The following is a 23,556-nucleotide window of genomic DNA, read 5'->3' on the forward strand; positions in this document are numbered from 1 at the left end:
ATGAGTTTTTCAACTGTCAGCAATCATCTGCTGACCGCCCATGATCTTGATGAACAGGATCTCTTTTCTGTCCTCACACAGTTAGCGGATCGCCATATTGATTATGGCGATCTGTACTTCCAGAGCAGTTTTCATGAAGCCTGGGTGCTGGAAGATAAAATTATCAAAAACGGCTCTTACAATATCGATCAGGGTGTCGGTATCCGTGCGGTCAGCGGTGAGAAAACCGGTTTTGCTTACGCGGATCAGATAAGCCTGACCGCATTACAGCAGAGCGCATCTGCGGCGCGCAGTATTGTGCGTGAGCAGGGTAACGGACAGGTACAGAGCCTTCATCGTGTTAATAACACGGCGCTGTATGCCGCACTCGATCCGCTGCGTGCAATGCCGCGTGAGGAAAAAATTGCGCTGCTGCATCGTCTTGACCGTGTGGCACGGGCTGAAGATCCGCGTGTGCAGGAAGTAAATGCCAGCCTGACCGGTGTGTATGAAGAAGTCCTGGTTGCCGCCACTGACGGCACGCTGGCGACGGATATCCGCCCGCTGGTGCGTCTGTCTGTCAGTGTGCTGGTGGAAGAGGACGGCAAACGGGAACACGGCGGCAGCGGCGGCGGCGGTCGTTTCGGCTATGAATATTTCCTGGGTACAGAAGACGGTGAGATCCGCGCTGATCATTTCGCCCGTGAAGCGGTGCGCATGGCGCTGGTGAATCTCTCTGCCGTTGCGGCACCGGCCGGTTCAATGCCGGTTGTGCTGGGTGCGGGCTGGCCGGGCGTGTTGCTGCATGAAGCGGTCGGGCATGGCCTGGAAGGAGATTTCAACCGTCGTGGTGCATCTGTATTCAGCGGAAAAATCGGTCAGCAGGTCACATCATCACTCTGTACCATTGTTGATGACGGTACTATCGGCGATCGCCGCGGTTCACTGGCGATTGATGACGAAGGCGTGCCGGGGCAATATAACGTCCTGATCGAAAACGGTATTCTGAAAGGTTATATGCAGGATAAACTCAATGCCCGTCTGATGGGGGTTGACCCGACCGGTAACGGCCGCCGTGAATCCTATGCTCATCTGCCGATGCCGCGCATGACCAACACCTATATGCTGGCGGGGGAATCATCGCCGGAAGAGATTATCGCCAGTGTGAAAAACGGCCTGTATGCCCCGAATTTCGGCGGCGGTCAGGTGGATATCACCTCCGGTAAGTTTGTGTTCTCGACATCCGAGGCCTATCTCATTGAAAACGGTAAGATTACCAAACCGGTAAAAGGCGCGACACTGATTGGCTCCGGTATTGAAGCCATGCAGCAGGTGTCGATGGTCGGTAATGACCTGAAACTGGATAAAGGCGTCGGTGTGTGCGGTAAAGAAGGCCAGAGCGTGCCGGTGGGTGTCGGTCAGCCGACCCTGAAACTGGACAGCATTACAGTCGGCGGAACGGCCTGATGATGCAGAAATACGGCACACTGGTGATCGTTCTGATTGTGGCGGTCTCCGCCTGGCTGGCAGGGTTGCCGGGGAAGTTTATCGAAACCCGTCCGTCAGAGCCGGTGCCGCAGCAGACAGAACAGCCGCAGAGCATTGATGCGCTGACAGCACAGTCACGGGTGGTCAGCTACGTGCAGCAGCACCAGCGCCTGCCGGATTACTATGTGACGAAAAAAGCCGCCCGTAATGCGGGCTGGCAGCCGTCAAAAGGCAACCTCTGTGATGTGATGCCGGGTAAGGCTATCGGCGGTGATCGTTTCGGCAACCGGGAAAAAAGGCTGCCGGATGCACCGTCGCGTCAGTGGTTTGAAGCGGATATCAACTATAACTGCGGTCACCGCGGCAGTGATCGTCTGCTTTACTCCGGGGACGGACTGATTTATGTCACCACTGATCATTACCGTTCATTTCAGCAGGTAAATTAACCCATGACACCCGAAATCAGCATTGTGCATTTTGATTTCCGCACCATCCGGACAACGGACGATTTTTATCAGCAATTCAGTGATAAATTTCAGCTGACCTGCTTCGGCCGTAATACGGATGCGTTATGGGATATGCTGACAGGCGGGATTGATCTGCCGGTGATACTGGCGTTTGAACATATTACCGCACGGCAGCGGCGGCTGTTTTCAGCCATTATCAGTACCTGCCGGGATGCGGAGGAAGAGTGGCCGGGGGATATTCAGCTGGTGCTGGCCCCCTGACCATGACGGCGGATTAAGCGCTTTCTGCCAGTTCTTTCAGATACTGGAACAGCTGGCGGTAAGCTTTTGGTGGTTTATTGCCTTCGCGCTCTTTTTTCGCATTGCGGATAAGTGCGCGCAGCTGCTGACGATCAAGGTGCGGGAACAGTGCAACCGCTTCTTCCGCTACCGCGTCATCGCCGGTAACCAGGCGTTCGCGCAGATCTTCGAGTTTATGCAGCAGGACAACCTGCTGATTATGGCGGTTTTTCAGTTTGTCGAGTGCCGTGGTAATCGGCTCCGGGTCACGGGCCCGCAGCATTTTACCGATGAGCTGTAACTGACGGCGCAGGCCTTCACGCTTGATTTTTTGTGCAAGCAGGATGGCGTCGAGCAGCTGTTCATCCAGCGGAATACGTTCCAGCTGGGTCTTGCTCAGTGCAACCAGTTCAGCGCCGAGTTTTTTCAGGGCTTCCGCATCGCGTTTAATTTCGCTTTTGCTGACCCAGATTATCTCGTCATCCTCTTCCTCCTGAGGAAGTGCATCGGGTTCTTCAAACCAGTCTTCAGGCTGCTTTGCCATAATAGTATTTCCTGTGGCGAAACACAGAGCGGCGGGTGCCGGATGATCTCTGTGTTTGTGAGTGTTAACATTTGATTATTGCGTATTGTAACCGGGGAAAAGGCCGGATAACACCTATTCAGCTGTCTGATTAGCTGACGGCCCCTTAATTTATTGAATTGGAACCTGATTGATGAATATCACTTCTCAGATTATGGCGCAGCGTACGCGCCTGGAACAAGCGGTTTCGCAGGCACTGAGTATTGCACAGAAAGGGTGTGACAGCGCCGAAGTTGCTGTCAGCCGGACCACCGGGATGAGTGTGAGCACCCGGATGGGTGAGGTGGAGAACGTTGAGTTTAACAGTGACGGTGCGCTGGGGATCACGGTGTATCATAACCAGCGCAAAGGCAGCGCATCTTCCACTGATTTAAGCGACGAGGCGATTGCCCGTACCGTACAGGCCGCGATCGACATTGCGAAATATACATCTGAAGATCCGTGTTCCGGCCCGGCAGATCGCGATTTGCTGGCCTTTGAGGCACCGGATCTGCAACTGTTTTATCCGTCTGAAGTGAGCGCAGACCAGGCGATCGACTACGCCGCCAATGCGGAAAAAGCGGCACTGAGCGCCGATACGCGTATCACCAATACGGAAGGCGGCAGCTTTAACAGCCATTACGGCATCCGTGTCTTCGGTAACACACTCGGTATGCTGCAAAGCTACTGCAGCAGCCGTCACTCGATGTCCGCCTGTGTGATCGCGGAAGAAAACGGCGATATGGAGCGTGACTACGCGTATACCATCGCACGTAAGCTGGATGACCTGAAATCTGCACAGTGGGTGGGTGAAGAGTGTGCCCGCCGGACATTGTCCCGCCTCGCACCGCGAAAACTGGCGACACAGAAAGCGCCGGTAATTTTTGCGCCGGAAGTGGCAACCGGTTTGTTCGGGCATCTGGTCGGCGCGATCAGCGGCACGTCCGTATACCGCAAATCCACTTTCCTGCTCGACAGCCTCGGCAAACAGATCCTGCCGGACTGGCTGACTATCCGCGAACTGCCGCATGTGATCGGCGGCCTGGCCTCGACGCCGTTTGACAGTGAGGGCGTCCGCACAGAGGATCGCCTGATTATCGAAAACGGCGTCCTGAATAACTGGCTGATGACCACCTATGCCGCCCGCAAACTGGGCCTGAAAAGCACCGGTCACGCAGGCGGTATTCACAACTGGCACATTGCCGGTCAGGGACTGGGTTTTGACGACATGCTCAGAGAGATGGGCACCGGTCTGGTGGTTACAGAACTGATGGGACAGGGTGTCAGCGGTATTACCGGCGATTACTCACGCGGCGCTTCCGGTTTCTGGGTGGAAAACGGCGAGATTCAGTATCCGGTCAGTGAAATCACGATTGCCGGCAACCTGAAAGACATGTGGGCCAATATAATCGCCACCGGCGACGATATTGAAACCCGCAGCAATATTCAGTGCGGCTCTGTCTGGCTGCCGGAAATGAGTATTGCGGGGCAGTAATCGTTTTTCTGCATGAAAAACCCTGACTTTTATGCCGGGGTTTTTTTATGCCGGAAAGAAACACAGCACTACATCATCAGCATTATCAGGCCCTTTGTGAGCATAAATAACTGATTTTCGAAATTAAGCACCATCGGCAGCGGGGAGTCAGTTAACGGGGAAAAGGCAAGAATGTGCAGCAGACTGAATGTTGACATAGTGGCTCCGGAAAGAGAAAAGATAAGCCATCATGCAGAAAAAGAAGGGAAAATGGAAGCTGCGCCCGCAGATTACCTGAAACGGACGCAGAGCAGGCTTAAAGCGGATTAACGGTGTAATTCACCGGCAGCTTCAGGCTGATAGATAATTTCTGATACTTTTACGCGCGTTGCTTCACCGTTCGGCAGTTCCCATGAAATCTCATCGCCGACGGAAAGCCCGAGTAACGCAGCTCCCAGCGGTGCCATCACAGACAACTGCTCTGCGCTGTCTTTCAGTGACGCCGGGTACACCAGGGTACGGATACTCTCTTTCCCGCTTGATAAATCCTCAAAGCGGATGCGGCTGTTCATCGTGACGACCGTGGCAGGCATTTCTGCCGGCGGCAGGATTTCAGCGCGATCTAACTCGTCATTCAGGGCTTCGGCAACCGGACTGTCAGCATAAGCCGGCTGTTCCAGCAGCATATCCAGACGCTCTGCGTCCAGTTCATTAATAATTATATTGGGCTTTTTCATACCACACTCCAAATCATTTCCAATACAAAAGAACACCCCCACACCAGAAGGAGGGGGGTGCTCATTTTGATAATTAATCTGATAGTAGGCTGTTCTCCTCCGAAAGGAAAGAGATCAGGATCACGAACCGCCGGGCTGCGTGAACGAAACAGCGTATCAGTTTTCTTTAAGTAAAATATTTCGTTTAGTATAACTAATCTTCATCAAAACCTGAATCAAAAAGGGAAATAATTGCCTCAATGGCGGTATTTTCATCAGGCCCTGTTGCTTCTACTTCAATAAAACTGCCCTGTTCGGAATCCAGCATCAGCATCGCAAGCACACTGTCTGCCCGGGCTTCTTCATTCTGCTTATTACGAAATACCACTGTTGACCGGAAGGTCTGGATCAGTTCAAACAGTTTCATCGCCGGCCGGGCATGCAGCCCGAGCCGGTTTTTGATTTCTACCTGACAACGGATTGTCATGGGTTATTTCCGTTTTTCCAGCGTCCGGTGACGTGACTGCACGTTTTTACCGCGTGAACGGAAGTAATCCGCCAGCTGTTCCGCCACATAGACAGAACGGTGTTTCCCGCCGGTACAGCCGATAGCGACTGTCAGGTAGCTGCGGTTGTTGGTTTCCAGCATCGGCAGCCACAGTTCCAGATAACTGCGGGTCTGGTAAATAAAGTTATGCACTTCGGTATGACGATCAAGGAACGCGGCCACCGGCTTATCCAGACCGGTCATCGGACGCAGTTTCGGATCCCAGTGCGGGTTCGGCAGGAAACGGACATCAAAGACATAATCCGCATCAATAGGAATACCGTGTTTAAACCCGAAAGACTCGAATACCATGGTCAGTTCGCGTTCGCGTTTACCGAGCAGACGGGTTCTCAGCATTTCGGCCAGTTCGTGCACCGACATTTCAGAGGTATCGATGATCAGATCAGCGCGGGAACGCAGGGGTTCCAGCAGATCGCTCTCCTCGTCAATGGCGCTTTCCAGTGAGAGATTTTTGCTGGAAAGGGGGTGCAGACGGCGGGTATCACTGTAACGGCGGATCAGGGTGTTGCGATCCGCATCCAGGAACAGCAGTTGCGGCGAGAAACCGGCCGGTAATCTGCTCAGGGCGTCTTCAAAGACCTCCGGGGACTCCGGCATATTCCGGACGTCAATACTCACTGCGGCAGAGATATCGCGTGTTGCCAGCGTGGCAGCAAGCTCCGGCAGAAGAGTGACCGGCAGGTTATCAACGCAGTAGAAACCCATATCTTCCAGCGCCCGCAGGGCAACAGATTTACCCGAACCAGAGCGGCCGCTGACTATCATCAGCACCATGAGGGGACTCCCTATCGTTTCTCTTTCAATGGCAATACGCCATTATCCGTTGTCGTCAGCCGGTTATTATCATCATTCAGTGATGATACTGTACAGCTCTTCATCGCTTTGCGCCTGACGCAACCGGCGGCAGAGCGCTTTGTCAGCCAGTTTTTTGGCCACTAACGACAGTGTGTGTAAATGCGTCTGACACTGATCAGACGGAACAAATAACGCAAACAGAATATCCACATTCTGATTGTCGATCGCATCGAACGCGATAGGTTGTTCCAGATGTAAAAATACACCGCAGGCGGTTTGCGCCTCATTTTTGTCCAGTTTTCCGTGGGGGATGGCAATCCCGCCACCGATACCGGTTGTCCCGACTTTTTCCCGTGTAAGGAGTGCCTCAAACAACGTGTTTTCCGGCAGCGCCAGCGCGGTGGCAGCCAGTTCACTGATAATCTCCAGCGCGCGCTTCTTGCTGGTACAGTGAATATTATTGCGTGTACAGCTGATACTCAGTACATCGCTCAGGGACAAATTTGCTTCGTTATTCATTTCATTGTTCACTTAGGATCAGAATCCCGGCAACCACCATGGTAACCGGGATCAGAGCACTTCTTTTTCCTGAGAAAATTCAGACTGTTAATTCAGTCATGCACCCGGGTGCAGAAAATTACCGGTTTCTCAGTTTTTCTTTGTGTTTGGACAGCTGGCGGCCGAGTCTTTCTGCCATCTCATCAATTGCCGCGTACATATCCTCTTTTTCCGCTGAGGCGTGAAGATCCGCACCATTTACCTGAGCCGTTGCCTCCGCAATTTTACTGACTTTCTCAACCTTAAGGATCACCTGAACGCTGTTGATTTTATCGAAAAACTGCTCCAGTTTTTTACACCTGGCTGTCACAGTCTCACGTAAAGCATCTGTAATTTCAACGTTGTGGCCGGTAATTTGTAATTCCATAGTGTCTTCCTTCTCAATGTGTATCAAATCAGCTGTTTACGCTGATTTGAGGGCGGGATGGATAACGACTCGCGATATTTTGCGACAGTGCGTCTGGCCACCTGAATGCCCTGTTCGGCAAGCATGTCAGTCAGTTTACTGTCGCTGAGCGGTTTCGCCGGATTCTCGGCGGCAACCAGTTTTTTCACCAGTGCACGGATAGCGGTAGAGGACGCTTCGCCCCCGCTGTCGGTACTGACGTGGCTGGAGAAAAAGTACTTCAGTTCAAAGATCCCCCGCGGACTGTGCAGGAATTTCTGCGTCGTAACACGGGAAATCGTTGATTCATGCATCTCAACCCGCAGTGCGATATCAGCCAGCACCATGGGCTTCATATATTCTTCGCCCTGTTCAAAGAAGGCCTGCTGTTCTTCCACAATACAGGTCGCGACTCTGAGCAGCGTATCGTTCCGGCTTTCCAGACTTTTAATGAGCCACTTTGCTTCCTGCAAATTATTGCGGATAAACTGACTGTCGCTCTCACTGCGGGTCCGCGATCCCATCGCGGCATAGTGATTATTGACCCGCAGGCGGGGAATGCTGTCGGAATTAAGTTCCACTGTCCAGCGTTCGCCGTGTTTTCTCACGAGGACGTCAGGAATAACATACTCTGATTCTCCGGTGTTGACTACCAGGCCCGGACGCGGTTCCAGCGACTGAATCAGATCAATGGCGGATTTCAGCGCCTCTTCTTTCAGTTTGGTTACCCGTCCCAGCGTACGGAAATCCCGGTTCCCCAACAATGCCAGATGCTGATCGGCGATAGCAAGGGCTTCTTTCAGACTAGGGGTTTCCGGCGGCAGAATTTTCAGCTGCACCATCAGACATTCCCGCAGGTCACGGGCGCCCACACCCACCGGATCAAAACGCTGAATACGCTTGAGGACCGCTTCGACATCTTCGGTGGTGACTTCATCGTCACCGATACTGAGACGGATATCATCAATGGAAACGGTCAGATAGCCTGTTTCATCAATCGCATCAATGATTGAGAAGGCAATCGCGGCATCGGTTTCAGTAAAGGGGGTCAGGCGGGCCTGCCAGATCAGATAATCCTGCAAGGTTTCAGTGGTTTCGCCCTGATAGAGCGGCAGTTCATCGTCGCCGTAATCATTGCCGGTGCCGGATGGTGTACCGGCGGTGTAGATTTCTTCCCACTGTGCATCCAGCGGCAGATCATCCGGCATGGCAGTCTGTTCGAGAGCCTCGGCGCTGTCCATCTCTTTCTGTGTTTCAGATTCAGCAGGTGTGTCAATTTCCTGATGGTTATCATCAAGTTCCAGCAACGGGTTAGATTCCAGCGCTTCGCGGATCTCCTGCTGGAGTTCCAGCGTGGAAAGCTGCAACAAACGGATAGCCTGCTGAAGTTGTGGCGTCATCGCCAGTTGCTGGCTGAGTTTAAGCTGCAGACTCTGCTTCATTACGGACACGGGCTCCTTACGGCTTTACAGGCGGAAACCTTCGCCTAAATAAACACGTTTAACCTGCTCATTATTCAGAATCGATTCCGGGCTGCCGTGGGCGATCATATGACCTTGGCTGACAATGTAAGCCCGTTCACAGACATCCAGTGTTTCGCGGACGTTGTGGTCAGTGATCAGGACGCCGAGCCCGTAATCACGGAGGTGCTGAATAATCTTTTTAATATCAATAACGGAAATCGGGTCAACACCGGCAAACGGTTCATCCAGCAGGATGAATTTCGGGTTGGCGGCCAGTGCGCGGGCAATTTCCACACGGCGGCGTTCCCCGCCGGACAGTGACTGGCCCAGGTTATCGCGCAGATGACTGATATGGAACTCTTCCATCAGCTCTTCTGCCCTGTCCCGGCGTTCGTCATTGTTCAGATCTTTACGGATTTCAAGCACCGCCATCAGGTTCTGCCATACCGTCAGACGACGGAAAATGGAGGCTTCCTGCGGCAGATAGCCAATCCCCTTGCGGGCACGTTCGTGCAGTGGCAGCAGAGAAATATCTTCATCATCAATGCTGATCGCACCAGCATCACGGGGAACAATACCCACCACCATATAGAACGTCGTGGTTTTCCCGGCACCGTTCGGACCGAGCAGCCCGACGATTTCGCCGGAACTGACTTCAAGTGTCACATCTTCGACGACTTTGCGGCCTTTGTAGGCTTTGGCTAATTTGCTTGCAATTAATTTTGCCATAAATCGTTACTTACCTTTCTGGCCGGTTGCCGCCGGGCCTTTTTCCTGAATCTGTGACGGCAGCAGTACGGTAGTCACCTGTTTGCCTTTGTCACTGAATGCCTGCATCTGCTGTGTCGGCACCACATAGGTAATTTTGTCACCGGTGATATTGCTGTCCAGCTGTTCCAGATAGGCATTACCGGTCAGCGTGACCAGCTCATTGGCCATTTCATAACGCAGTTTGCTGCCGCGTCCTTTGATTGGCTTACCGTTATCCTGCATCTGGTAGAAGGTCACCGGATTACCGAATGCTTCGATCACCATTTTGCCGGAATCGCCGCCCGGACGGGTGACAACCACTTTATCAGCGCGGACATCAATCGTTCCCTGTTTTACCACAACATTATCCGTAAATGTGGTGATATTTTTTTCTAAATCAAGGGCTTGTTTTAATGATGTTACCGTCACCGGCTGCTGTGTATCTTCTTTTAACGCCAAAGCAGGGACACTGACGGCCAGAATGGCCGTTGCAATCAGAGTATTAAGGATGTTTGCTTTCATTTGGGATCTCATAGTAAGTCTGCACATCTTTGATCAGTTCCGCATTACGATTGCGAAAATTACCCCGCATCTGCAATCCGACGGAACGCAGTCCTGTTCCCAGAATGGTGACTTTATCGTCAGAACTCACATCCTGGGTTATCAGATTGACTTCGGCGTTATCCGTGGTGATCTGCCTGAGCTGCGTATCGGTGGTCAGGCTGTCAACCTGCACATCACCATATAAATATAACATTCTGTCATTGGTTAATTTGGCCCGCTTTGAACGAATCGTCCAGGTGGCGGTTTTATCAGGGTCGTAGGTGGTCAGCACCGGATTAGTAAACCATGTTACTTTTTCCTGAGCAAAGTTCTGCACATCATCCGCATTCAGCTTATACGTCAGCAGCCCTGTCGGCTCGTAGGCCAGGGTTGAGGACGTTTTAGTTTTATACGTCGGCGTACCGTCTTCCACGATCCTGCCGTCGGTGTCACCTGAACGGGAGACCGACAGGTTCCAGCCGAGCAGACCGAGGGCGATAAGCGCCAGGATAATGATCAGCCAAAGCTTAAATTTACTCATGAGATCCCTGATAAAGCCACTATAACCAATGAAATTCTTTTCAGACGGACAGGCCTTTTGCCTCATCCAGCTTATCTTGTGCCAGCAGAATCAGATCGCACAATTCGCGGACCGCCCCCCGGCCGCCTGCAATTTGTGTAACATAATCCGCTTTGGGTAACAATAACGGGTGGGCATCCGCTACTGCGGCGGATAAACCGACCTCTGCCATAACCGGCCAGTCAATCAGATCATCGCCGATATAGGCGACGTCGCCGGGGTGAACTGCCAGTTTATCTAATAGTTCGCGATACGCCAAAAGCTTATCGCTCTGTCCCTGGTAAAGATGTGTAATTCCGAGTGTATTGGCACGATCTTCCAGTAATTTCGCTTTACGACCGGTAATTATCGCCACCTCAATCCCCGAGGTCAGCAGGCAGCGGATTCCGTAGCCGTCACGGACATTGAATGCCTTCAGCTCTTCGCCGCTGTTGCCCTGATAAATCAGGCCGTCAGACATCACGCCGTCCACATCACAGATAAGAAGCCGTATTTTAGCGGCTTTTTCCATAACTGTTTGCGCTATCGGGCCATAGCAGGTGTCAATGGTGGTAATTTGTGTCATCGTCAGTCCTTATACCACCCCGGCCTGGAGCAGATCATGCATATGCAGTACGCCCAGCAGTTTATCACCTTCTGTGACTAATAAAGAGGTGATATGCCGTGACTGCATTAAATTCAGTGCCTCAACCGCCAGAGTATTGGCTTTGATACGAATTCCGCCCGGCGTCATCACATCGGCAATCTGACAGTTATTGAGATCAGTACCCGCATCGAAAATCCGGCGCAAATCACCGTCGGTGAAGATCCCCTGAATGATCATGTTGTCATCACAGATAACCGTCATTCCCAGTTTTTTACGGGTGATTTCAACCAGAGCCTCGCGCAGTGATGCTGTTTTCGGCACGCGCGGAATATCATCACCGGTATTCATCAGGTCAGAAACCAGTAACAGCAGTTTCCGGCCGAGTGCACCGCCCGGATGAGAGAGGGCAAAATCTTCTGCGGTAAAACCGCGGGCCTGTAATAACGCGATTGCCAGCGCATCACCCATCACCAGCGTGGCGGTGGTGCTGGTGGTCGGTGCAAGGCCGAGCGGACAGGCTTCCTGCGGGACTTTAATACACAGATGGATATCCGCCGCTTTCCCCATGGTACTGTCCGGGTTACCGGTCATGCAGATAAGCGGGATGTTCTGACGTTTGATAACAGGAATAAGTGCCTGGATTTCAGAGGATTCACCGGAGTTTGAAATCGCGATCACCACATCTTTCTTTGTGACCATTCCCAGGTCGCCGTGTGCGGCTTCACCCGGATGCACAAAGAAAGACGGGGTGCCGGTGCTGGCAAATGTTGCAGCCATTTTGTGACCGATATGACCGGATTTTCCCATCCCCATAATGATCACTTTGCCTTCACAGCGGAATATCAGCTCACAGGCTTTGTCGAAATCATCATTAATATACTGTTCGAGTGACGCCAGGCCTTCACGTTCAATCCGGAGGACTTGTTTACCTGTTAGTTGAAAATCAGTTCGGGACATCTGTTTGTTCTCACTTTCAGTGTATGTCTGTGTATTAATGGCTGACATTTATCAGCCGGTAAAAAGACTTATCAGCCAGGCGGTGAATGCACTGAGCAGAATTATGCCTTTCAGCCGGTTCAGCCGCTGGTTCCGGCCGGCCGCAAAGAAAATAAATAACACACCGGACGCGATCATGACGGCAAAATCGGTCATAAAACGGTCTGCTGCCATCGGGGAGGCGGCTAACAGCGCCGGGATACCCGCAACGACAGTGGTATTAAACAGTGTTGCGCCGATAAGATTACCCAGCGCGATATCTTTTTCACCTTTGATAGCTGCCGCAATCGTGGTGCAGAGCTCCGGCAGACTGGTGCCGACAGCCAGAATCGTCAGCCCGGTGATACGCCCGCTGATGTCCGCATAGCCGGTGAATGCAGAGGCATTATCAATCACAATCCGGACCGCCACCGGCATAATCAGTAATCCGGCGACCAGCCACAATAAAGCAACCGGCAAATTATTTTCCTGCGGCAGTTCATGATTTTGTTCAGTTGTGAAGCCGTCATACTGATCCCGCCGGGCCATTGCGGCAATTTTTACCACCAGCCAGAGACTGGCCAGTCCCGCGAATACCAGAAATCCGCCCTGGAGCCGGGTGATACCGCCGGACCAGATAAACAGTCCGAACAGTGCCATCATGGCCAGCATCAGCGGAAGCTCACGGCGCAGCACCGCAGACTGTACACTCAGCGGGCGGATAAGGGCGGCAAGCCCGGCGATCAGCAGTAAATTGGTAATATTGGAGCCGATAATGGTGCCGAGCGCCAGATCCGGCTGCCCTTCAAGCACCGCACCGGCCGAGGTCAGCAGTTCCGGCAGCGATGTGCCGGGGCCGGCCACCAGAATACCGGTAATAAACGGGGAGATGCCGAGCGCACGGGAAAAAACAGCCGCACCGTACACAATACGGTCAGACGCATAAACCAGCAGAATCAACCCGGTAAGTAAAAGGATGCTGGTGAGTAACATGGCTCTCCTCCGGGCTGCAAAAACAGTCAGAAATAATGAGGTACGGGAAGTTGAAGGTTATTGTACGGGCTGAGGCGCAAAAGTAAAACAGCTGTGTTAGCTTCATTAAGGCTGCGGGTAATATACTGGCGCATGTTCCCGGAATATCCTCAATTTTCTGCCGGTAGTACGTTTTATGCCCGGCGGAGGCGTTAATGTTATATGCTGATATACTGGTGTATCGCCGTATTTATGCCCTGTTACTCAGAGGGGATAAATAATTCAGACAGCAGCACCCGCATTTAAAGGCGAAAACCGCCGGATTTTTTTATATTATGATGGGTCAGTCCTGTATGTGTTGTAATAACACGAAAAACATAACGTTAAGGTTGTGAGGTCATGAACCGACAGACGGAAAATATTATTGAGATCCGGAACATGTGCTTCCGGCGCGGTTCGCGCATGCTGTTTAATGATATCAGCCTGGATGTGCCGCGCGGTAAAGTGACCGCGATTATGGGGCCGTCCGGGATCGGGAAAACCACGCTGTTACGCCTGATCGGCGGACAGCTGCGGCCGGACAGCGGTGAGATCTGGTTTGACGGTGACAATATCCCGGCACTCTCCCGCAGCAAACTGTATCAGTCCCGCCGTAAAATGAGCATGTTGTTTCAGTCCGGTGCGTTGTTTACCGATATGACCGTGTACGACAACGTCGCCTTTCCGCTGCGTGAACATACCCGGCTGCCGGAATCCCTGATCCGGACAACGGTGATGATGAAGCTGGAAGCGGTTGGTTTACGCGGTGCGGCAAACCTGATGCCGTCGGAACTCTCCGGCGGGATGGCCCGCCGTGCGGCACTGGCACGTGCAATTGCACTGGACCCGGATCTTATCCTGTTTGATGAACCGTTTGTCGGACAGGACCCGATCACCATGGGGGTGCTGGTAAAGCTGATTGATGAACTCAATCAGGCGCTGGGCGTGACCTGCATCGTGGTATCTCACGACGTGCCGGAAGTGCTCAGTATTGCGGATAAAGCCTATATCGTCGCGGAGCAGTCCGTGATTGCGCAGGGAACGGCAGAAGAGTTGCAGGAAAACACCGAACCGCGTGTGCGCCAGTTCCTGGATGGTATCGCTGACGGACCGGTTCCTTTCCGCTATCCGGCGGGTGACTACCAATCAGATTTATTAGGATAAACGAGACATGTTGACACAGGTACTTGCTGCTTTGGGACGCCGCGCGTTAGCGACATGCGCGTCTTTCGGGCGGTCAGGATATATGCTGTTCCGTGCGCTGTTCGGTAAACCGCAGTTTGCCCGGCAGTGGCCGCTGCTGCGCAAGCAGCTGTACAGCGTCGGTGTGCAGTCCCTGCTGATTATTTCAGTATCCGGGCTGTTTATCGGGATGGTTCTGGCTTTACAGGGATATCTGGTTCTGAAAACCTTCAGTGCGGAAGCCAGCCTCGGCATGATGGTGGCGTTGTCGCTGCTGCGTGAACTGGGGCCGGTGGTCACCGCTCTGCTGTTTGCCGGCCGTGCCGGTTCGGCACTGACGGCGGAAATCGGTCTGATGAAAGCGACCGAGCAGCTATCCAGTCTGGAAATGATGGCGGTCGATCCGCTGCGTCGCGTGGTTGCACCGCGCTTCTGGGCTGGTTTTATCAGTATGCCGTTGTTATCCATGATTTTTGTTGCCGTCGGCATTCTGGGCGGGGTCATGGTCGGGGTGGACTGGAAAGGGATCGATGAAGGCTTCTACTGGGCATCCATGCAGGGCAATGTGGACTGGCAGAAAGATGTCATGAACTGCATTTACAAGAGTGTGGTTTTCGCCTTCACCGTTACCTGGATTGCCCTGTACAACGGGTATGACGCTATTCCGACGTCTGAAGGGATTAGTCGGGCAACAACACGCACGGTCGTTCATTCATCGCTTGCCGTGTTAGGGTTAGATTTTGTGCTTACGGCACTGATGTTCGGGAATTAAACAATGCAAAGCAAGAAAAATGAAGTTTGGGTCGGGCTTTTCGTCTTAATTGCCATTGCGGCGATTATCTTCCTGGCACTGAAAGTAGCGGATATCCGCTCTGTCGGCAGCGAAAAAACCTACCGTGTGTCTGCCACCTTTGATGATATCGGCGGCCTCCAGGCCCGTTCACCGGTAAAAATCGGCGGGGTGGTGATAGGGCGTGTTAATGATATCCGTCTGGATAAAAGCTATAAACCGGAAGTAACGCTGGATATCTACAGCCAGTATGATCAGATCCCGGACACCAGTTCATTATCAATCCGCACATCCGGTCTGCTGGGTGAGCAGTATCTCGCGCTCAGTAAAGGGTTTGAGAATACAACTGACCCGGATCTGCCGATGACGGAAATGCTGAAAGACGGCAGCCGTATTCAGGACACCAAACCGGCAATGGTACTGGAAGATTTAATCGGTCAGTTCCTGTATAAGAGCGGTGACGGCGAAGGCGAAAAAACGCCGGCCGCGGCACCTGCTGCACAGAACTGATACGAAAAGTAATGTAAAAGCAGATGTTTTTGCCCGCAGGGGCGGACATCCTGCATAATACTGTTTACAGAATGACACCTTCACGGCGGAAAGTGCCGGTGATAAATCAGGAGTTGATTATGTTTAAGCGTTTACTGATAGCGGCGATGCTGGTGGTGATTGCCCCGTTTGCCGGAGCCGTTGACCAGACGAACCCGTATACACTGATGAATGATGCGGCGGCAAAAACCTTCAGCCGTCTGAAATCAGAACAGGCACAGATCCGGCAGAATCCGGACTATCTGCGTACCGTGGTTAAAGAAGAATTACTGCCGTATGTACAGATAAAATACGCCGGTGCGCTGGTATTAGGCTCTTACTACAAAGATGCCACCCCGGCGCAGCGTGATGCCTATTTCAAAGCCTTTGAAGCGTATCTGGCGCAGGCTTACGGCCAGGCTCTGGCCATGTACACTAACCAGACTTACCAGATTGATCCGGCTCAGCCGCTGGGTGATAAAAACATCGTGGCTATCCGCGTGACACTGACCGAACCGGCAGGGCGTCCGCCAATCCGTCTGGATTTTCAGTGGCGTAAAAATACCAAAACCGGTAACTGGCAGGCATATGACATGATTGCCGAAGGCGTGAGTATGATCACCACCAAACAAAATGAGTGGGCATCCATTCTGCGTCAGAAAGGTGTTGATGGTCTGACTGCTGAGCTGGAACGCAGCGCGAAAACCCCGATTACCCTGGATCAGAAATAATGACGGCTGCGCTGACGTGGGAAAAACAGGGTGAAACCCTCGCCCTGAAAGGGGAACTGGATCGCGATACACTGCTGTCGTTCTGGAATGCACGTCAGCAGCAGATGAACGCCGTACAGACGGTGGACGTCGCCGGGCTCAGTCATGTGGATTCCGCTGGGCTGGCCATGCTGGTTCGTCTGCGGGGTGAGCGTCCGGATGCACCGTTTGTGTTATCCGGAGTGAGCGCTAACTTGCAGATGCTGATGTCACTCTACGGTGTTGAGTTCGAATTCAGTCAGAACGCGTGAATTAAAAATAATGTAAATAACGGCAGGACAGATACTTATTTGCCGTTATTTTCCGTAAGGTAACTGCCTCCGGTTGTGTCACTCAGGTGACCGCACAGCCGGAGGCATTTTTAATGGTTTAAGAGCGGGGCATATTCGATTACGATAGTGCCTATAACACACAATCTGATAACCAATTTGAGAAATTATGGATACGAATGAAATCAAACAGGTGCTGATGGATAAGTTAGCACTTACTGACGCAATTGTGACCGGTGACGGCAGCCACTTTCAGGTAATCGCTGTCGGTGACCTTTTTGACGGTATGAGCCGTGTTAAACAGCAGCAGGCCGTGTATGCGCCACTGATGGAATATATTGCGGATAACCGTATCCACGCGTTGTCAATCAAAGCCTATACCCCGGCTCAGTGGGAACGGGATCGCAAACTGAGCGGGCTGTAACAGCGGCGGGTAACAATGCGGTGACAAGTCACGCGGCAGCAATTAATGATAATGAGAGTGTCTACAGATGGATAAATTTCGGGTAAAAGGTCCTTCCGTTCTTCAGGGCGAAGTGACTATCTCAGGGGCAAAAAATGCGGCATTGCCTATTCTGTTCGCGGCAATTCTGGCGGAAGAGCCGGTTGAATTACACAATGTGCCGGAACTGCGGGATATCGACACCTCTGTGAAGCTGTTAACGCGGCTGGGTGCCAAAATTGAGCGTAAAGGAACCACTCTGCGTGTGGATTCCTCGGAAATTAACGAATATTGTGCACCTTATGATCTGGTCAAAACCATGCGCGCCTCTATCTGGGCGCTGGGGCCGCTGGTGGCCCGTTTTGGTCACGGTCAGGTTTCCCTGCCGGGCGGCTGTGCTATCGGTGCCCGTCCGGTTGATTTGCATATCACCGGATTAGAGCAGTTAGGGGCAAAAATCACCCTGGATGAGGGGTATGTCAAAGCGGAAGTCGACGGTCGTCTGACCGGCAATACTATCGTGATGGACAAAGTCAGTGTGGGCGCCACGATCACGATTATGTGTGCGGCGGCACTGGCAAAAGGCAAAACGGTTATCGAAAACGCCGCCCGTGAACCGGAAATTGAAGATACCGCCGTATTCCTGAATGCGCTGGGTGCCAAAATTACCGGCGCAGGGACTGACCATGTGGTGATTGAAGGTGTTGAACGCCTCGGCGGCGGTTCTCACACCGTTGTACCGGATCGTATTGAAACCGGGACATTCCTGATCGCCGCGGCGGTTTCACGCGGTAAAATTCTGTGCCGCAATGCCAAGCCGGATACGCTGGATGCCGTGCTGGCCAAGCTGCGCGAAGCCGGAGCAGAAATTGAAACCGGAGATGACTGGATAAGCCTGGATATGAAAGGGCAGCGTGCGAAAGCCGTCACATTCCGTACCGCACCACATCCGGGTTTTCCGACAGATATGCAGGCGCAGTTCAGTCTGCTGAATCTGGTGGCGGAAGGCTCCGGGATGATCACGGAAACTATCTTTGAAAACCGCTTTATGCACATTCCGGAACTGATCCGTATGGGCGCACATGCGGAAATCGAGAGCAATTCTGTGCTGTGTCACGGCGTGGAAAAACTGTCCGGTGCTCAGGTAATGGCGACCGATCTGCGTGCATCCGCAAGCCTGGTACTGGCGGGTTGTATCGCGGAAGGGACAACGATTGTTGACCGTATTTATCATATCGATCGCGGTTATGAGCATATCGAAGAGAAACTGCGTGCTCTGGGTGCGGATATTGAGCGCATTCACTCAGCAGAGTAATTCACGGCGATAAGCGCGATAAACAGTATGCTGTAAACAGAAAGAGCGGATATCCGCTCTTTTTTTACACCTTATTTTTACACCTTATTCCTGCCCGCCGGGGGATGGCGTGAATTCTTCGATGGTCACATCGGCAGAAAGCATCTGGCCATTACGCAGCAGGGTGACCGGTACAACACTGCCCGGACTCAGCTCCGCGACCTGATCCATCATTTCCAGTGGTGATGTGCTTGGCTTGTTATTGACGCTGGTAATGATATCCCCGACCTGAATCCCGCCTTTATCCGCCGGACTGCCGCGTTCAACCTGAAAGACCCGCAGGCCGGTTATCTGATTAATATCGCTGTTGTTGGTCCGGATCGGTGGTAATTCTTTGGAGGTGATGCCGATATAACCCCGGATCACACGGCCGTCTTTTATCAGTTTATTCATAATCCGCAGGGCAAGCTCTGCGGGGATCGCCAGCCCGATGCTGTCACTCATCCGTGACGGATCATTGCTGTCGTAAGACATGGTATTGATACCGACCAGCTCGCCCTCAGTATTGACGAGGGCACCGCCGGAGTTACCGGCCATAATGGAGGCATCTGTCTGGAGGAAGTTCTGACGGCGGGTCGGACTCAGCCCGACACGGCCCATTGCGCTGATAATACCCTGATTGACGGTCTGCCCGACATTAAACGGGTTACCGATTGCCAGCACCACATCACCCACATGTGACTGCCGCTTCGGGTTGATCGGGATCACCGGCAGTTTGTCGGTGGTATTGATTTTCAGTACCGCCAGATCGGTCAGATCATCCGCACCAATCAGCATTCCCTCATACAGGCGGCCGTAATTACCGTATTGCAGCGCGATCAGGATCTGATCGGCGTTTTTAATCACATGCTGATTCGTCAGGATATAACCCTGATCATTCATGATCACACCGGAGCCGAGCGAGGTCATTTCGGGACCCTGCTGGGAGAGACTGCCCATATTGCTGCTGTAAACATTCACCACTGCAGGCGCGGCGCGGCGTACCGCCTTGTTATAACTGACCGGTTCATCATTATTGAACAGATGTGTAAACCATTGGGTCACAAATTGCGGACGAATAGACGGGACACTGACCAGAAGAAGGGCAGCCACGATAAGTCCCATAAAGACGGAGCGCAATAATTTAAACCACATAGTCCTTAACCGGTGTTGTGAGTACGGGAAGCAGATACTTCCGGCAGAATAGCATAATCCGGGTGAATTATATGTGTGTAATTGCGGTATTTTATGACGGGGTACAAATAAACAGGTGTGGTATCAGTCGTTTATTTATGACTTCCGGCCATGACGCGCCGGGCCGCCGGCAGCGTCATGTTATACAGGCGTTTAAACCGGCTTATCACCGATCACGGTTGCTCTGTGCATAATGCGGTGAAAATCACCATAATCAAAGCTGGCGAGATGCTGGGTACAGCGGTTATCCCAGACTGCCACATCGCCGTTTTGCCAGTGCCAGCGGACAAAATATTTCGGCTGCGTACTGTGTTTAAATAAAAATGACAGCAGCGCATCACTCTCTTCCGTACTTAATTCACTGATACGGCTGGTGAAACCCTCGGTCACAAACAACCCTTTCTTCCCGGTGACCGGATGAGTTCTGACTAACGGGTGACGTATCGGCGGGAAATCACGGCGGGCTTTTTCCAGCGCGTCTTTTGCTTCACCGGTCTGCGCAAAGCGGCTGTCCGGAAACGATCGGCTGATATCATGCTCTGCCGTCAGCCCGGATAAAAAATCCTGTAAAGGCGGTGATAAGTCATCATAAGCACGGGTCAGGCTGGCCCACAGAGTATCGCCGCCGAAAGGGGGAACCTGCACGGCAGATAACACACATCCCATGGCCGGTTTTTCGAGAAATGTCACGTCGGTGTGCCACAATTCGTTATCTTTCAGATCCAGAAGATGGCTGTCGAGCACAATCAGTTCCCGCACGTCTTTATGGGAAGGAAAAACCGGATGGATATGCAGCTCACCCAGCGCGGCGGCAAAGTCCCGCTGGGCTTCCGGCTCAATGTACTGCTGACGGAAAAACAGCACCTGATGTTCCAGTAACGCATCCTGTAATGCAGCCAGTGTGGCGGCATCCGGTGTTTTATTCAGGTTAATCCCTCCGATCTGTGCGCCGATAGCGGGTGTTAACTGTTGGATTTCCATATGCATGACCTCTCTGTCGGTTAAGATTCTTTGCCGTACCACGGCACTAATACCTGCTGTAAATGGCGTAATGCCAGTTCAATGGTGAGTGCCACCACGGCAATCACCGCGATACCGGTGATGACGATACCGGTGTTGAGAAACTGTGCCGCGGACTGCACCATAAACCCCAGCCCCTGTTGTGCCGCCACCAGTTCAGCCGCCACCAGAGTGGACCAGCCTACGCCGAGACCAATCCGGATGCCGGTCAGCATTTGCGGCAGCGCTGACGGCAGAATCACATATCTCAGTACCTGATACCGGTTCGCGCCAAGCGACTGCACTGCGCGGACCCGGTTTCCCGGCGCGGCCATAATGCCCTGCATCGTCGAAATCAGAACCGGGGCAAGAATTGCCAGCCAGATCAGGAGGATTTTGGTGGTTTCCCCGATCCCGAACCAGATAACAATCAGCGGCAGATAGGCGAGCGGGGGAACCGGCCGGTACAATTCAACCACCGGGTCCAGTATTCCGCGTATCCGTGCACTTAGTCCCATCAGCACACCCAGCGGTATCCCGGTGATAACAGCCAGAAACAGTGCTTTGAGCATACGGTCAAGACTGGCGGCCAGGTGCTGCCACAGGGTGGCATTCATATAGCCGGATTCAGACAGCGCCAGAAATTGCTGTCCTATCTGAGCCGGGGCGGGTAAATAGAGCGGATTCACCCACTGTAATGCGGTGATCAGCCACCAGCCGGCTATCAGTACGGATAAACTGACAATACTGAGAAATAAACGGCTGTAGCGGGTCTGCTTATTTATAGTGATCATTTGAGGTGACTCCGTATCTGATAATTAACCGTGCTGGTACGCCATTATTTTGTCTGACAGTAAATCGCGGTGATGAATAAATGCCGGGTCTGATTTAATCTGCCGGATTGGCCGGCCCTCTGACCACTGTTTATAAAACGGGGGTTCTTCTTCCGATATTATCCGTCCGGGAGACGGCGCCATTAATATCAGCTTCGTAGCCATTAACAGCGCTTCTTCAATGTCATGCGTGATAATAAAAAAAGCACTCTGCTGCTTTTGCCATAAGGTCAGAATTAAGGTTTGCATCTGCTCCCGGTTGGCGGCATCAAGTGCGCCGAAAGGTTCGTCCATCAGGATAAAATCAGATTTTACGGCCAGCGCGCGGGCAATACCGACCCGCTGACGCATGCCGCCGGACAGCGACCAGATATCATCGGTAATAGCATGAAGTAATCCGACTTTTTGCAGATTTTCTTCGACAATCCGGGTTTCTTCCTGCTTGCCGAGTTTTTTTATTTTCAGTCCCAGCGCGACATTTTCATAGACATTCAGCCAGGGCATCAGCGCGTCATTCTGAAATACCACGGCTCTGTCTGAATCAGGATGCAGAACAGGATTTCCGCCCCGGGTTATCTGCCCGCCGGAGGGCGTTAAAAAACCGGCGACAATATTCAGCAGTGATGTTTTTCCGCAGCCGGATGCACCGAGAATAACGGTAATGCCATTATCAGGGATCGTTAAATTAATACCGGATAACGTTATTTGCGGCTGGCCGTGATAATGCAGGCCGATATTTTCCAGCGCGATATCTGCCATTATTATTTCCCCGCTGCCGCGGTGACGGCTTTCGTATTAATATTTCCGGCATACGAATCCTTAACAGTATCAATACTGCCCTGCTGCTGTAAGAACAGAGCGGTATTACGGAGATCGTCCGCCAGGGTTGTTGTCAGAATCTGAACCTGCTCCGCCGATGCGGGATAATCATTGCCCGCCATCACACCGGCCACATCTTCCGGACGGGCACCGGTCAGGTGCGCAATTTTGCCCGTGATGTCAGGAAAGTCCGCGATATTATTTTTATTCTGCTGATACCACAAAACCTCACGGTCAGTCACCGCGGCAAATTGTGCGAGCACATCAGGATGCTGCGCGGCAAAGGTGCTGTCCGCAACCCACAGATCATATGTCGGTTTTCCCCATGACCGCACATCACGGCCGGAAACCCGGATTTGCCCGTTTGCTTTCAGCTGACTCAGCGCAGGCTCCCAGACATAGGCGGCGTCAATATCGCCTCTTTCCCATGCCGCGACAATTTCCGCAGGCCGCAGATTAACCAGCTGTACCGATTTTTCATCAATCTTCAGATGTTCCAGTGTCGCAAGCAGGCTGTAGTGGGCGGTGGATGTAAAAGGCACCGCAATTTTCTTACCGGCCAGGCCGCCGGACGGATTACGGTCATTGCGGACAATCAGGGCTTCGGCTGTATCCGGAATACCGGAAATATAGAAAACCTCCACCGGCAGTCCGCGGCTGGCTGCAACCGTAAAAGGTGCGGAACCCATATTGGCGATATCGGCTTCACCGGCGGCGAGCGCGGTCAGGACATCCGCACCGCTGTCAAATTTCTTCCAGATGATCGGCTTACCGGTGGCAGTCTCATAGGCATGATTTGCCTGTGCAATTTTGCCGGGATCGATAATTGCCTGATAGGCGATAACCACCGGTTTTTCTGTTGTTGTCTGTGGTGATGGTGTTTTCTGGCTGTAAATAAATCCGCTGATAATGACCAGCACTGCCAGCAGCAACACAATCACTTTTAATTTATTTTGTTTCTGAGGCTGATATAACGACATTGTTCTCTTCCGTTGTAAAGTCACGAATAGTTATCTATTTAGTGACAGGGAATATATTCCGGGAAAGAATTACTTTTTATATTTAAATGCTTTTTTGTTATACATGAATAATATTGGTGATAATAACGGGGTTTTAATAAAAAAGAAGCGTGTGAACCGGTGTTTTTTTACGTGTAATTCATTGTTTATCTGAGTTTAGATTCGGGGGATATACGGTTTGTGAATAATCATCATGATG

The 23,556-nt window shown here is 52.3% G+C and carries 30 protein-coding genes; 11 read left to right on the top strand and 19 right to left on the bottom strand.

Features of this window, described 5'->3' with window-relative positions; translation table 11 throughout:
* The 3 genes from tldD to R5268_RS01235 are packed head-to-tail and all read left to right on the top strand — an operon-like array spanning window position 1 to window position 2,195.
* Entirely contained in the window at window positions 1-1,446 is a 1,446-nt protein-coding gene (gene tldD, locus R5268_RS01225; RefSeq protein ID WP_054424131.1) for a metalloprotease TldD, read from the top strand.
* Window positions 1,446-1,913, top strand: coding sequence for a ribonuclease domain-containing protein (locus R5268_RS01230; RefSeq protein WP_046893013.1), 468 nt, complete (start codon window positions 1,446-1,448; stop codon window positions 1,911-1,913). The genes tldD and R5268_RS01230 overlap by 1 nt, the downstream gene beginning before the upstream one ends.
* Before the next feature lie 3 nt (window positions 1,914-1,916).
* Complete coding sequence (locus R5268_RS01235) at window positions 1,917-2,195, top strand: barstar family protein (RefSeq protein ID WP_112549873.1); 279 nt, start codon at window positions 1,917-1,919, stop codon at window positions 2,193-2,195.
* A 13-nt stretch (window positions 2,196-2,208) separates the two neighbouring features.
* Here R5268_RS01235 and yjgA read toward each other — a convergent pair whose 3' ends face one another.
* On the bottom strand, window positions 2,209-2,757 hold the full coding sequence (gene yjgA / locus R5268_RS01240; protein WP_317418492.1) for a ribosome biogenesis factor YjgA: 549 nt from the start codon (window positions 2,755-2,757) through the stop codon (window positions 2,209-2,211).
* Between the two features lie 172 nt (window positions 2,758-2,929).
* Here yjgA and pmbA point away from each other — a divergent pair, with 172 nt between their 5' ends.
* Window positions 2,930-4,270 carry a metalloprotease PmbA gene (pmbA, locus tag R5268_RS01245; protein ID WP_218454585.1) on the top strand — a complete coding sequence of 447 codons (1,341 nt, stop codon included), beginning with the start codon at window positions 2,930-2,932 and terminating at the stop codon, window positions 4,268-4,270.
* A 68-nt stretch (window positions 4,271-4,338) separates the two neighbouring features.
* Here pmbA and R5268_RS01250 read toward each other — a convergent pair whose 3' ends face one another.
* From R5268_RS01250 to R5268_RS01310, 13 genes are all read right to left on the bottom strand, one after another.
* Window positions 4,339-4,467, bottom strand: coding sequence for a hypothetical protein (locus tag R5268_RS01250; RefSeq protein ID WP_256680342.1), 129 nt, complete (start codon window positions 4,465-4,467; stop codon window positions 4,339-4,341).
* Between the two features lie 108 nt (window positions 4,468-4,575).
* Entirely contained in the window at window positions 4,576-4,986 is a 411-nt protein-coding gene (rnk, locus tag R5268_RS01255) for a nucleoside diphosphate kinase regulator (protein WP_054424666.1), read from the bottom strand.
* Window positions 4,987-5,179: 193 nt separating this feature from the next.
* On the bottom strand, window positions 5,180-5,452 hold the full coding sequence (npr, locus tag R5268_RS01260) for a PTS phosphocarrier protein NPr (RefSeq protein WP_046893008.1): 273 nt from the start codon (window positions 5,450-5,452) through the stop codon (window positions 5,180-5,182).
* A gap of 3 nt (window positions 5,453-5,455) precedes the next feature.
* Complete coding sequence (gene rapZ / locus R5268_RS01265) at window positions 5,456-6,307, bottom strand: RNase adapter RapZ (protein ID WP_107678570.1); 852 nt, start codon at window positions 6,305-6,307, stop codon at window positions 5,456-5,458.
* A gap of 72 nt (window positions 6,308-6,379) precedes the next feature.
* Window positions 6,380-6,847, bottom strand: a complete 468-nt coding sequence (ptsN, locus tag R5268_RS01270; RefSeq protein ID WP_046893006.1) for a PTS IIA-like nitrogen regulatory protein PtsN — start codon at window positions 6,845-6,847, stop codon at window positions 6,380-6,382.
* A gap of 118 nt (window positions 6,848-6,965) precedes the next feature.
* Window positions 6,966-7,253, bottom strand: coding sequence for a ribosome hibernation promoting factor (gene hpf / locus R5268_RS01275; RefSeq protein ID WP_052926623.1), 288 nt, complete (start codon window positions 7,251-7,253; stop codon window positions 6,966-6,968).
* A gap of 23 nt (window positions 7,254-7,276) precedes the next feature.
* Window positions 7,277-8,713 carry an RNA polymerase factor sigma-54 gene (rpoN, locus tag R5268_RS01280; RefSeq protein WP_107678568.1) on the bottom strand — a complete coding sequence of 479 codons (1,437 nt, stop codon included), beginning with the start codon at window positions 8,711-8,713 and terminating at the stop codon, window positions 7,277-7,279.
* 24 nt (window positions 8,714-8,737) lie between these two features.
* The gene (lptB, locus tag R5268_RS01285) at window positions 8,738-9,463 is read right to left on the bottom strand and encodes an LPS export ABC transporter ATP-binding protein (RefSeq protein WP_024474509.1); all 726 of its coding nucleotides are present in this window, start codon (window positions 9,461-9,463) and stop codon (window positions 8,738-8,740) included.
* Window positions 9,464-9,469: 6 nt separating this feature from the next.
* Complete coding sequence (gene lptA, locus R5268_RS01290) at window positions 9,470-10,006, bottom strand: lipopolysaccharide ABC transporter substrate-binding protein LptA (protein WP_107678566.1); 537 nt, start codon at window positions 10,004-10,006, stop codon at window positions 9,470-9,472.
* Window positions 9,987-10,568, bottom strand: a complete 582-nt coding sequence (gene lptC / locus R5268_RS01295; RefSeq protein WP_107678565.1) for an LPS export ABC transporter periplasmic protein LptC — start codon at window positions 10,566-10,568, stop codon at window positions 9,987-9,989. The genes lptA and lptC overlap by 20 nt, the downstream gene beginning before the upstream one ends.
* A gap of 40 nt (window positions 10,569-10,608) precedes the next feature.
* Complete coding sequence (kdsC, locus tag R5268_RS01300; protein WP_107678564.1) at window positions 10,609-11,172, bottom strand: 3-deoxy-manno-octulosonate-8-phosphatase KdsC; 564 nt, start codon at window positions 11,170-11,172, stop codon at window positions 10,609-10,611.
* Window positions 11,173-11,181: 9 nt separating this feature from the next.
* The gene (gene kdsD, locus R5268_RS01305; protein WP_107678663.1) at window positions 11,182-12,150 is read right to left on the bottom strand and encodes an arabinose-5-phosphate isomerase KdsD; all 969 of its coding nucleotides are present in this window, start codon (window positions 12,148-12,150) and stop codon (window positions 11,182-11,184) included.
* Window positions 12,151-12,201: 51 nt separating this feature from the next.
* Window positions 12,202-13,161 (bottom strand): calcium/sodium antiporter, encoded by a 960-nt coding sequence (locus tag R5268_RS01310; protein WP_317418491.1) that lies wholly within the window; start codon window positions 13,159-13,161, stop codon window positions 12,202-12,204.
* Between the two features lie 378 nt (window positions 13,162-13,539).
* On the opposite strand from R5268_RS01310, the gene mlaF reads away from it, so the two are divergent.
* From mlaF to murA, 7 genes are all read left to right on the top strand, one after another.
* The gene (gene mlaF, locus R5268_RS01315; protein ID WP_046893000.1) at window positions 13,540-14,343 is read left to right on the top strand and encodes a phospholipid ABC transporter ATP-binding protein MlaF; all 804 of its coding nucleotides are present in this window, start codon (window positions 13,540-13,542) and stop codon (window positions 14,341-14,343) included.
* Window positions 14,344-14,350: 7 nt separating this feature from the next.
* Window positions 14,351-15,133, top strand: a complete 783-nt coding sequence (mlaE, locus tag R5268_RS01320) for a lipid asymmetry maintenance ABC transporter permease subunit MlaE (RefSeq protein ID WP_107678562.1) — start codon at window positions 14,351-14,353, stop codon at window positions 15,131-15,133.
* 3 nt (window positions 15,134-15,136) lie between these two features.
* Window positions 15,137-15,661, top strand: a complete 525-nt coding sequence (gene mlaD, locus R5268_RS01325; RefSeq protein ID WP_166708543.1) for an outer membrane lipid asymmetry maintenance protein MlaD — start codon at window positions 15,137-15,139, stop codon at window positions 15,659-15,661.
* Between the two features lie 119 nt (window positions 15,662-15,780).
* Complete coding sequence (gene mlaC, locus R5268_RS01330) at window positions 15,781-16,410, top strand: phospholipid-binding protein MlaC (RefSeq protein WP_046893113.1); 630 nt, start codon at window positions 15,781-15,783, stop codon at window positions 16,408-16,410.
* A complete protein-coding gene (mlaB, locus tag R5268_RS01335; RefSeq protein ID WP_107678560.1) occupies window positions 16,410-16,700 on the top strand; it encodes a lipid asymmetry maintenance protein MlaB in 291 nt (96 codons plus the stop codon). The genes mlaC and mlaB overlap by 1 nt, the downstream gene beginning before the upstream one ends.
* 187 nt (window positions 16,701-16,887) lie before the next feature.
* Entirely contained in the window at window positions 16,888-17,142 is a 255-nt protein-coding gene (gene ibaG, locus R5268_RS01340; protein WP_004236327.1) for a BolA family iron metabolism protein IbaG, read from the top strand.
* 67 nt (window positions 17,143-17,209) lie between these two features.
* Complete coding sequence (gene murA, locus R5268_RS01345) at window positions 17,210-18,475, top strand: UDP-N-acetylglucosamine 1-carboxyvinyltransferase (RefSeq protein ID WP_046892996.1); 1,266 nt, start codon at window positions 17,210-17,212, stop codon at window positions 18,473-18,475.
* An 84-nt stretch (window positions 18,476-18,559) separates the two neighbouring features.
* Here the strand turns inward: murA and degS are convergent, their stop codons facing one another.
* From degS to R5268_RS01370, 5 genes are all read right to left on the bottom strand, one after another.
* Window positions 18,560-19,648 carry an outer membrane-stress sensor serine endopeptidase DegS gene (gene degS, locus R5268_RS01350; RefSeq protein ID WP_107678559.1) on the bottom strand — a complete coding sequence of 363 codons (1,089 nt, stop codon included), beginning with the start codon at window positions 19,646-19,648 and terminating at the stop codon, window positions 18,560-18,562.
* A gap of 192 nt (window positions 19,649-19,840) precedes the next feature.
* Window positions 19,841-20,668, bottom strand: coding sequence for a taurine dioxygenase (gene tauD, locus R5268_RS01355; RefSeq protein ID WP_317418490.1), 828 nt, complete (start codon window positions 20,666-20,668; stop codon window positions 19,841-19,843).
* Between the two features lie 20 nt (window positions 20,669-20,688).
* Complete coding sequence (tauC, locus tag R5268_RS01360; RefSeq protein ID WP_112549871.1) at window positions 20,689-21,480, bottom strand: taurine ABC transporter permease TauC; 792 nt, start codon at window positions 21,478-21,480, stop codon at window positions 20,689-20,691.
* Window positions 21,481-21,504: 24 nt separating this feature from the next.
* The gene (locus R5268_RS01365; protein WP_107678557.1) at window positions 21,505-22,278 is read right to left on the bottom strand and encodes a taurine ABC transporter ATP-binding protein; all 774 of its coding nucleotides are present in this window, start codon (window positions 22,276-22,278) and stop codon (window positions 21,505-21,507) included.
* 2 nt (window positions 22,279-22,280) lie between these two features.
* Complete coding sequence (locus R5268_RS01370; RefSeq protein ID WP_317418489.1) at window positions 22,281-23,318, bottom strand: ABC transporter substrate-binding protein; 1,038 nt, start codon at window positions 23,316-23,318, stop codon at window positions 22,281-22,283.
* Between the last annotated feature and the right edge of the window lie 238 nt (window positions 23,319-23,556).

This window comes from Morganella sp. BCCO 40_0007 (assembly GCF_032989665.1).
In the GTDB taxonomy this organism is placed as follows: domain Bacteria; phylum Pseudomonadota; class Gammaproteobacteria; order Enterobacterales; family Enterobacteriaceae; genus Morganella; species Morganella sibonii.

What these genes read in the sequence shown, in the direction of transcription:
- tldD (WP_054424131.1), top strand. Translation starts at nt 1, where the DNA reads ATGAGTTTTTCAACTGTCAGCAATCATCTGCTGACCGCCCATGATCTT.
- R5268_RS01230 (WP_046893013.1), top strand. Translation starts at nt 1,446, where the DNA reads ATGATGCAGAAATACGGCACACTGGTGATCGTTCTGATTGTGGCGGTC.
- R5268_RS01235 (WP_112549873.1), top strand. Translation starts at nt 1,917, where the DNA reads ATGACACCCGAAATCAGCATTGTGCATTTTGATTTCCGCACCATCCGG.
- yjgA (WP_317418492.1), bottom strand. Translation starts at nt 2,757, where the DNA reads ATGGCAAAGCAGCCTGAAGACTGGTTTGAAGAACCCGATGCACTTCCT.
- pmbA (WP_218454585.1), top strand. Translation starts at nt 2,930, where the DNA reads ATGAATATCACTTCTCAGATTATGGCGCAGCGTACGCGCCTGGAACAA.
- R5268_RS01250 (WP_256680342.1), bottom strand. Translation starts at nt 4,467, where the DNA reads ATGTCAACATTCAGTCTGCTGCACATTCTTGCCTTTTCCCCGTTAACT.
- rnk (WP_054424666.1), bottom strand. Translation starts at nt 4,986, where the DNA reads ATGAAAAAGCCCAATATAATTATTAATGAACTGGACGCAGAGCGTCTG.
- npr (WP_046893008.1), bottom strand. Translation starts at nt 5,452, where the DNA reads ATGACAATCCGTTGTCAGGTAGAAATCAAAAACCGGCTCGGGCTGCAT.
- rapZ (WP_107678570.1), bottom strand. Translation starts at nt 6,307, where the DNA reads ATGGTGCTGATGATAGTCAGCGGCCGCTCTGGTTCGGGTAAATCTGTT.
- ptsN (WP_046893006.1), bottom strand. Translation starts at nt 6,847, where the DNA reads ATGAATAACGAAGCAAATTTGTCCCTGAGCGATGTACTGAGTATCAGC.
- hpf (WP_052926623.1), bottom strand. Translation starts at nt 7,253, where the DNA reads ATGGAATTACAAATTACCGGCCACAACGTTGAAATTACAGATGCTTTA.
- rpoN (WP_107678568.1), bottom strand. Translation starts at nt 8,713, where the DNA reads ATGAAGCAGAGTCTGCAGCTTAAACTCAGCCAGCAACTGGCGATGACG.
- lptB (WP_024474509.1), bottom strand. Translation starts at nt 9,463, where the DNA reads ATGGCAAAATTAATTGCAAGCAAATTAGCCAAAGCCTACAAAGGCCGC.
- lptA (WP_107678566.1), bottom strand. Translation starts at nt 10,006, where the DNA reads ATGAAAGCAAACATCCTTAATACTCTGATTGCAACGGCCATTCTGGCC.
- lptC (WP_107678565.1), bottom strand. Translation starts at nt 10,568, where the DNA reads ATGAGTAAATTTAAGCTTTGGCTGATCATTATCCTGGCGCTTATCGCC.
- kdsC (WP_107678564.1), bottom strand. Translation starts at nt 11,172, where the DNA reads ATGACACAAATTACCACCATTGACACCTGCTATGGCCCGATAGCGCAA.
- kdsD (WP_107678663.1), bottom strand. Translation starts at nt 12,150, where the DNA reads ATGTCCCGAACTGATTTTCAACTAACAGGTAAACAAGTCCTCCGGATT.
- R5268_RS01310 (WP_317418491.1), bottom strand. Translation starts at nt 13,161, where the DNA reads ATGTTACTCACCAGCATCCTTTTACTTACCGGGTTGATTCTGCTGGTT.
- mlaF (WP_046893000.1), top strand. Translation starts at nt 13,540, where the DNA reads ATGAACCGACAGACGGAAAATATTATTGAGATCCGGAACATGTGCTTC.
- mlaE (WP_107678562.1), top strand. Translation starts at nt 14,351, where the DNA reads ATGTTGACACAGGTACTTGCTGCTTTGGGACGCCGCGCGTTAGCGACA.
- mlaD (WP_166708543.1), top strand. Translation starts at nt 15,137, where the DNA reads ATGCAAAGCAAGAAAAATGAAGTTTGGGTCGGGCTTTTCGTCTTAATT.
- mlaC (WP_046893113.1), top strand. Translation starts at nt 15,781, where the DNA reads ATGTTTAAGCGTTTACTGATAGCGGCGATGCTGGTGGTGATTGCCCCG.
- mlaB (WP_107678560.1), top strand. Translation starts at nt 16,410, where the DNA reads ATGACGGCTGCGCTGACGTGGGAAAAACAGGGTGAAACCCTCGCCCTG.
- ibaG (WP_004236327.1), top strand. Translation starts at nt 16,888, where the DNA reads ATGGATACGAATGAAATCAAACAGGTGCTGATGGATAAGTTAGCACTT.
- murA (WP_046892996.1), top strand. Translation starts at nt 17,210, where the DNA reads ATGGATAAATTTCGGGTAAAAGGTCCTTCCGTTCTTCAGGGCGAAGTG.
- degS (WP_107678559.1), bottom strand. Translation starts at nt 19,648, where the DNA reads ATGTGGTTTAAATTATTGCGCTCCGTCTTTATGGGACTTATCGTGGCT.
- tauD (WP_317418490.1), bottom strand. Translation starts at nt 20,668, where the DNA reads ATGGAAATCCAACAGTTAACACCCGCTATCGGCGCACAGATCGGAGGG.
- tauC (WP_112549871.1), bottom strand. Translation starts at nt 21,480, where the DNA reads ATGATCACTATAAATAAGCAGACCCGCTACAGCCGTTTATTTCTCAGT.
- R5268_RS01365 (WP_107678557.1), bottom strand. Translation starts at nt 22,278, where the DNA reads ATGGCAGATATCGCGCTGGAAAATATCGGCCTGCATTATCACGGCCAG.
- R5268_RS01370 (WP_317418489.1), bottom strand. Translation starts at nt 23,318, where the DNA reads ATGTCGTTATATCAGCCTCAGAAACAAAATAAATTAAAAGTGATTGTG.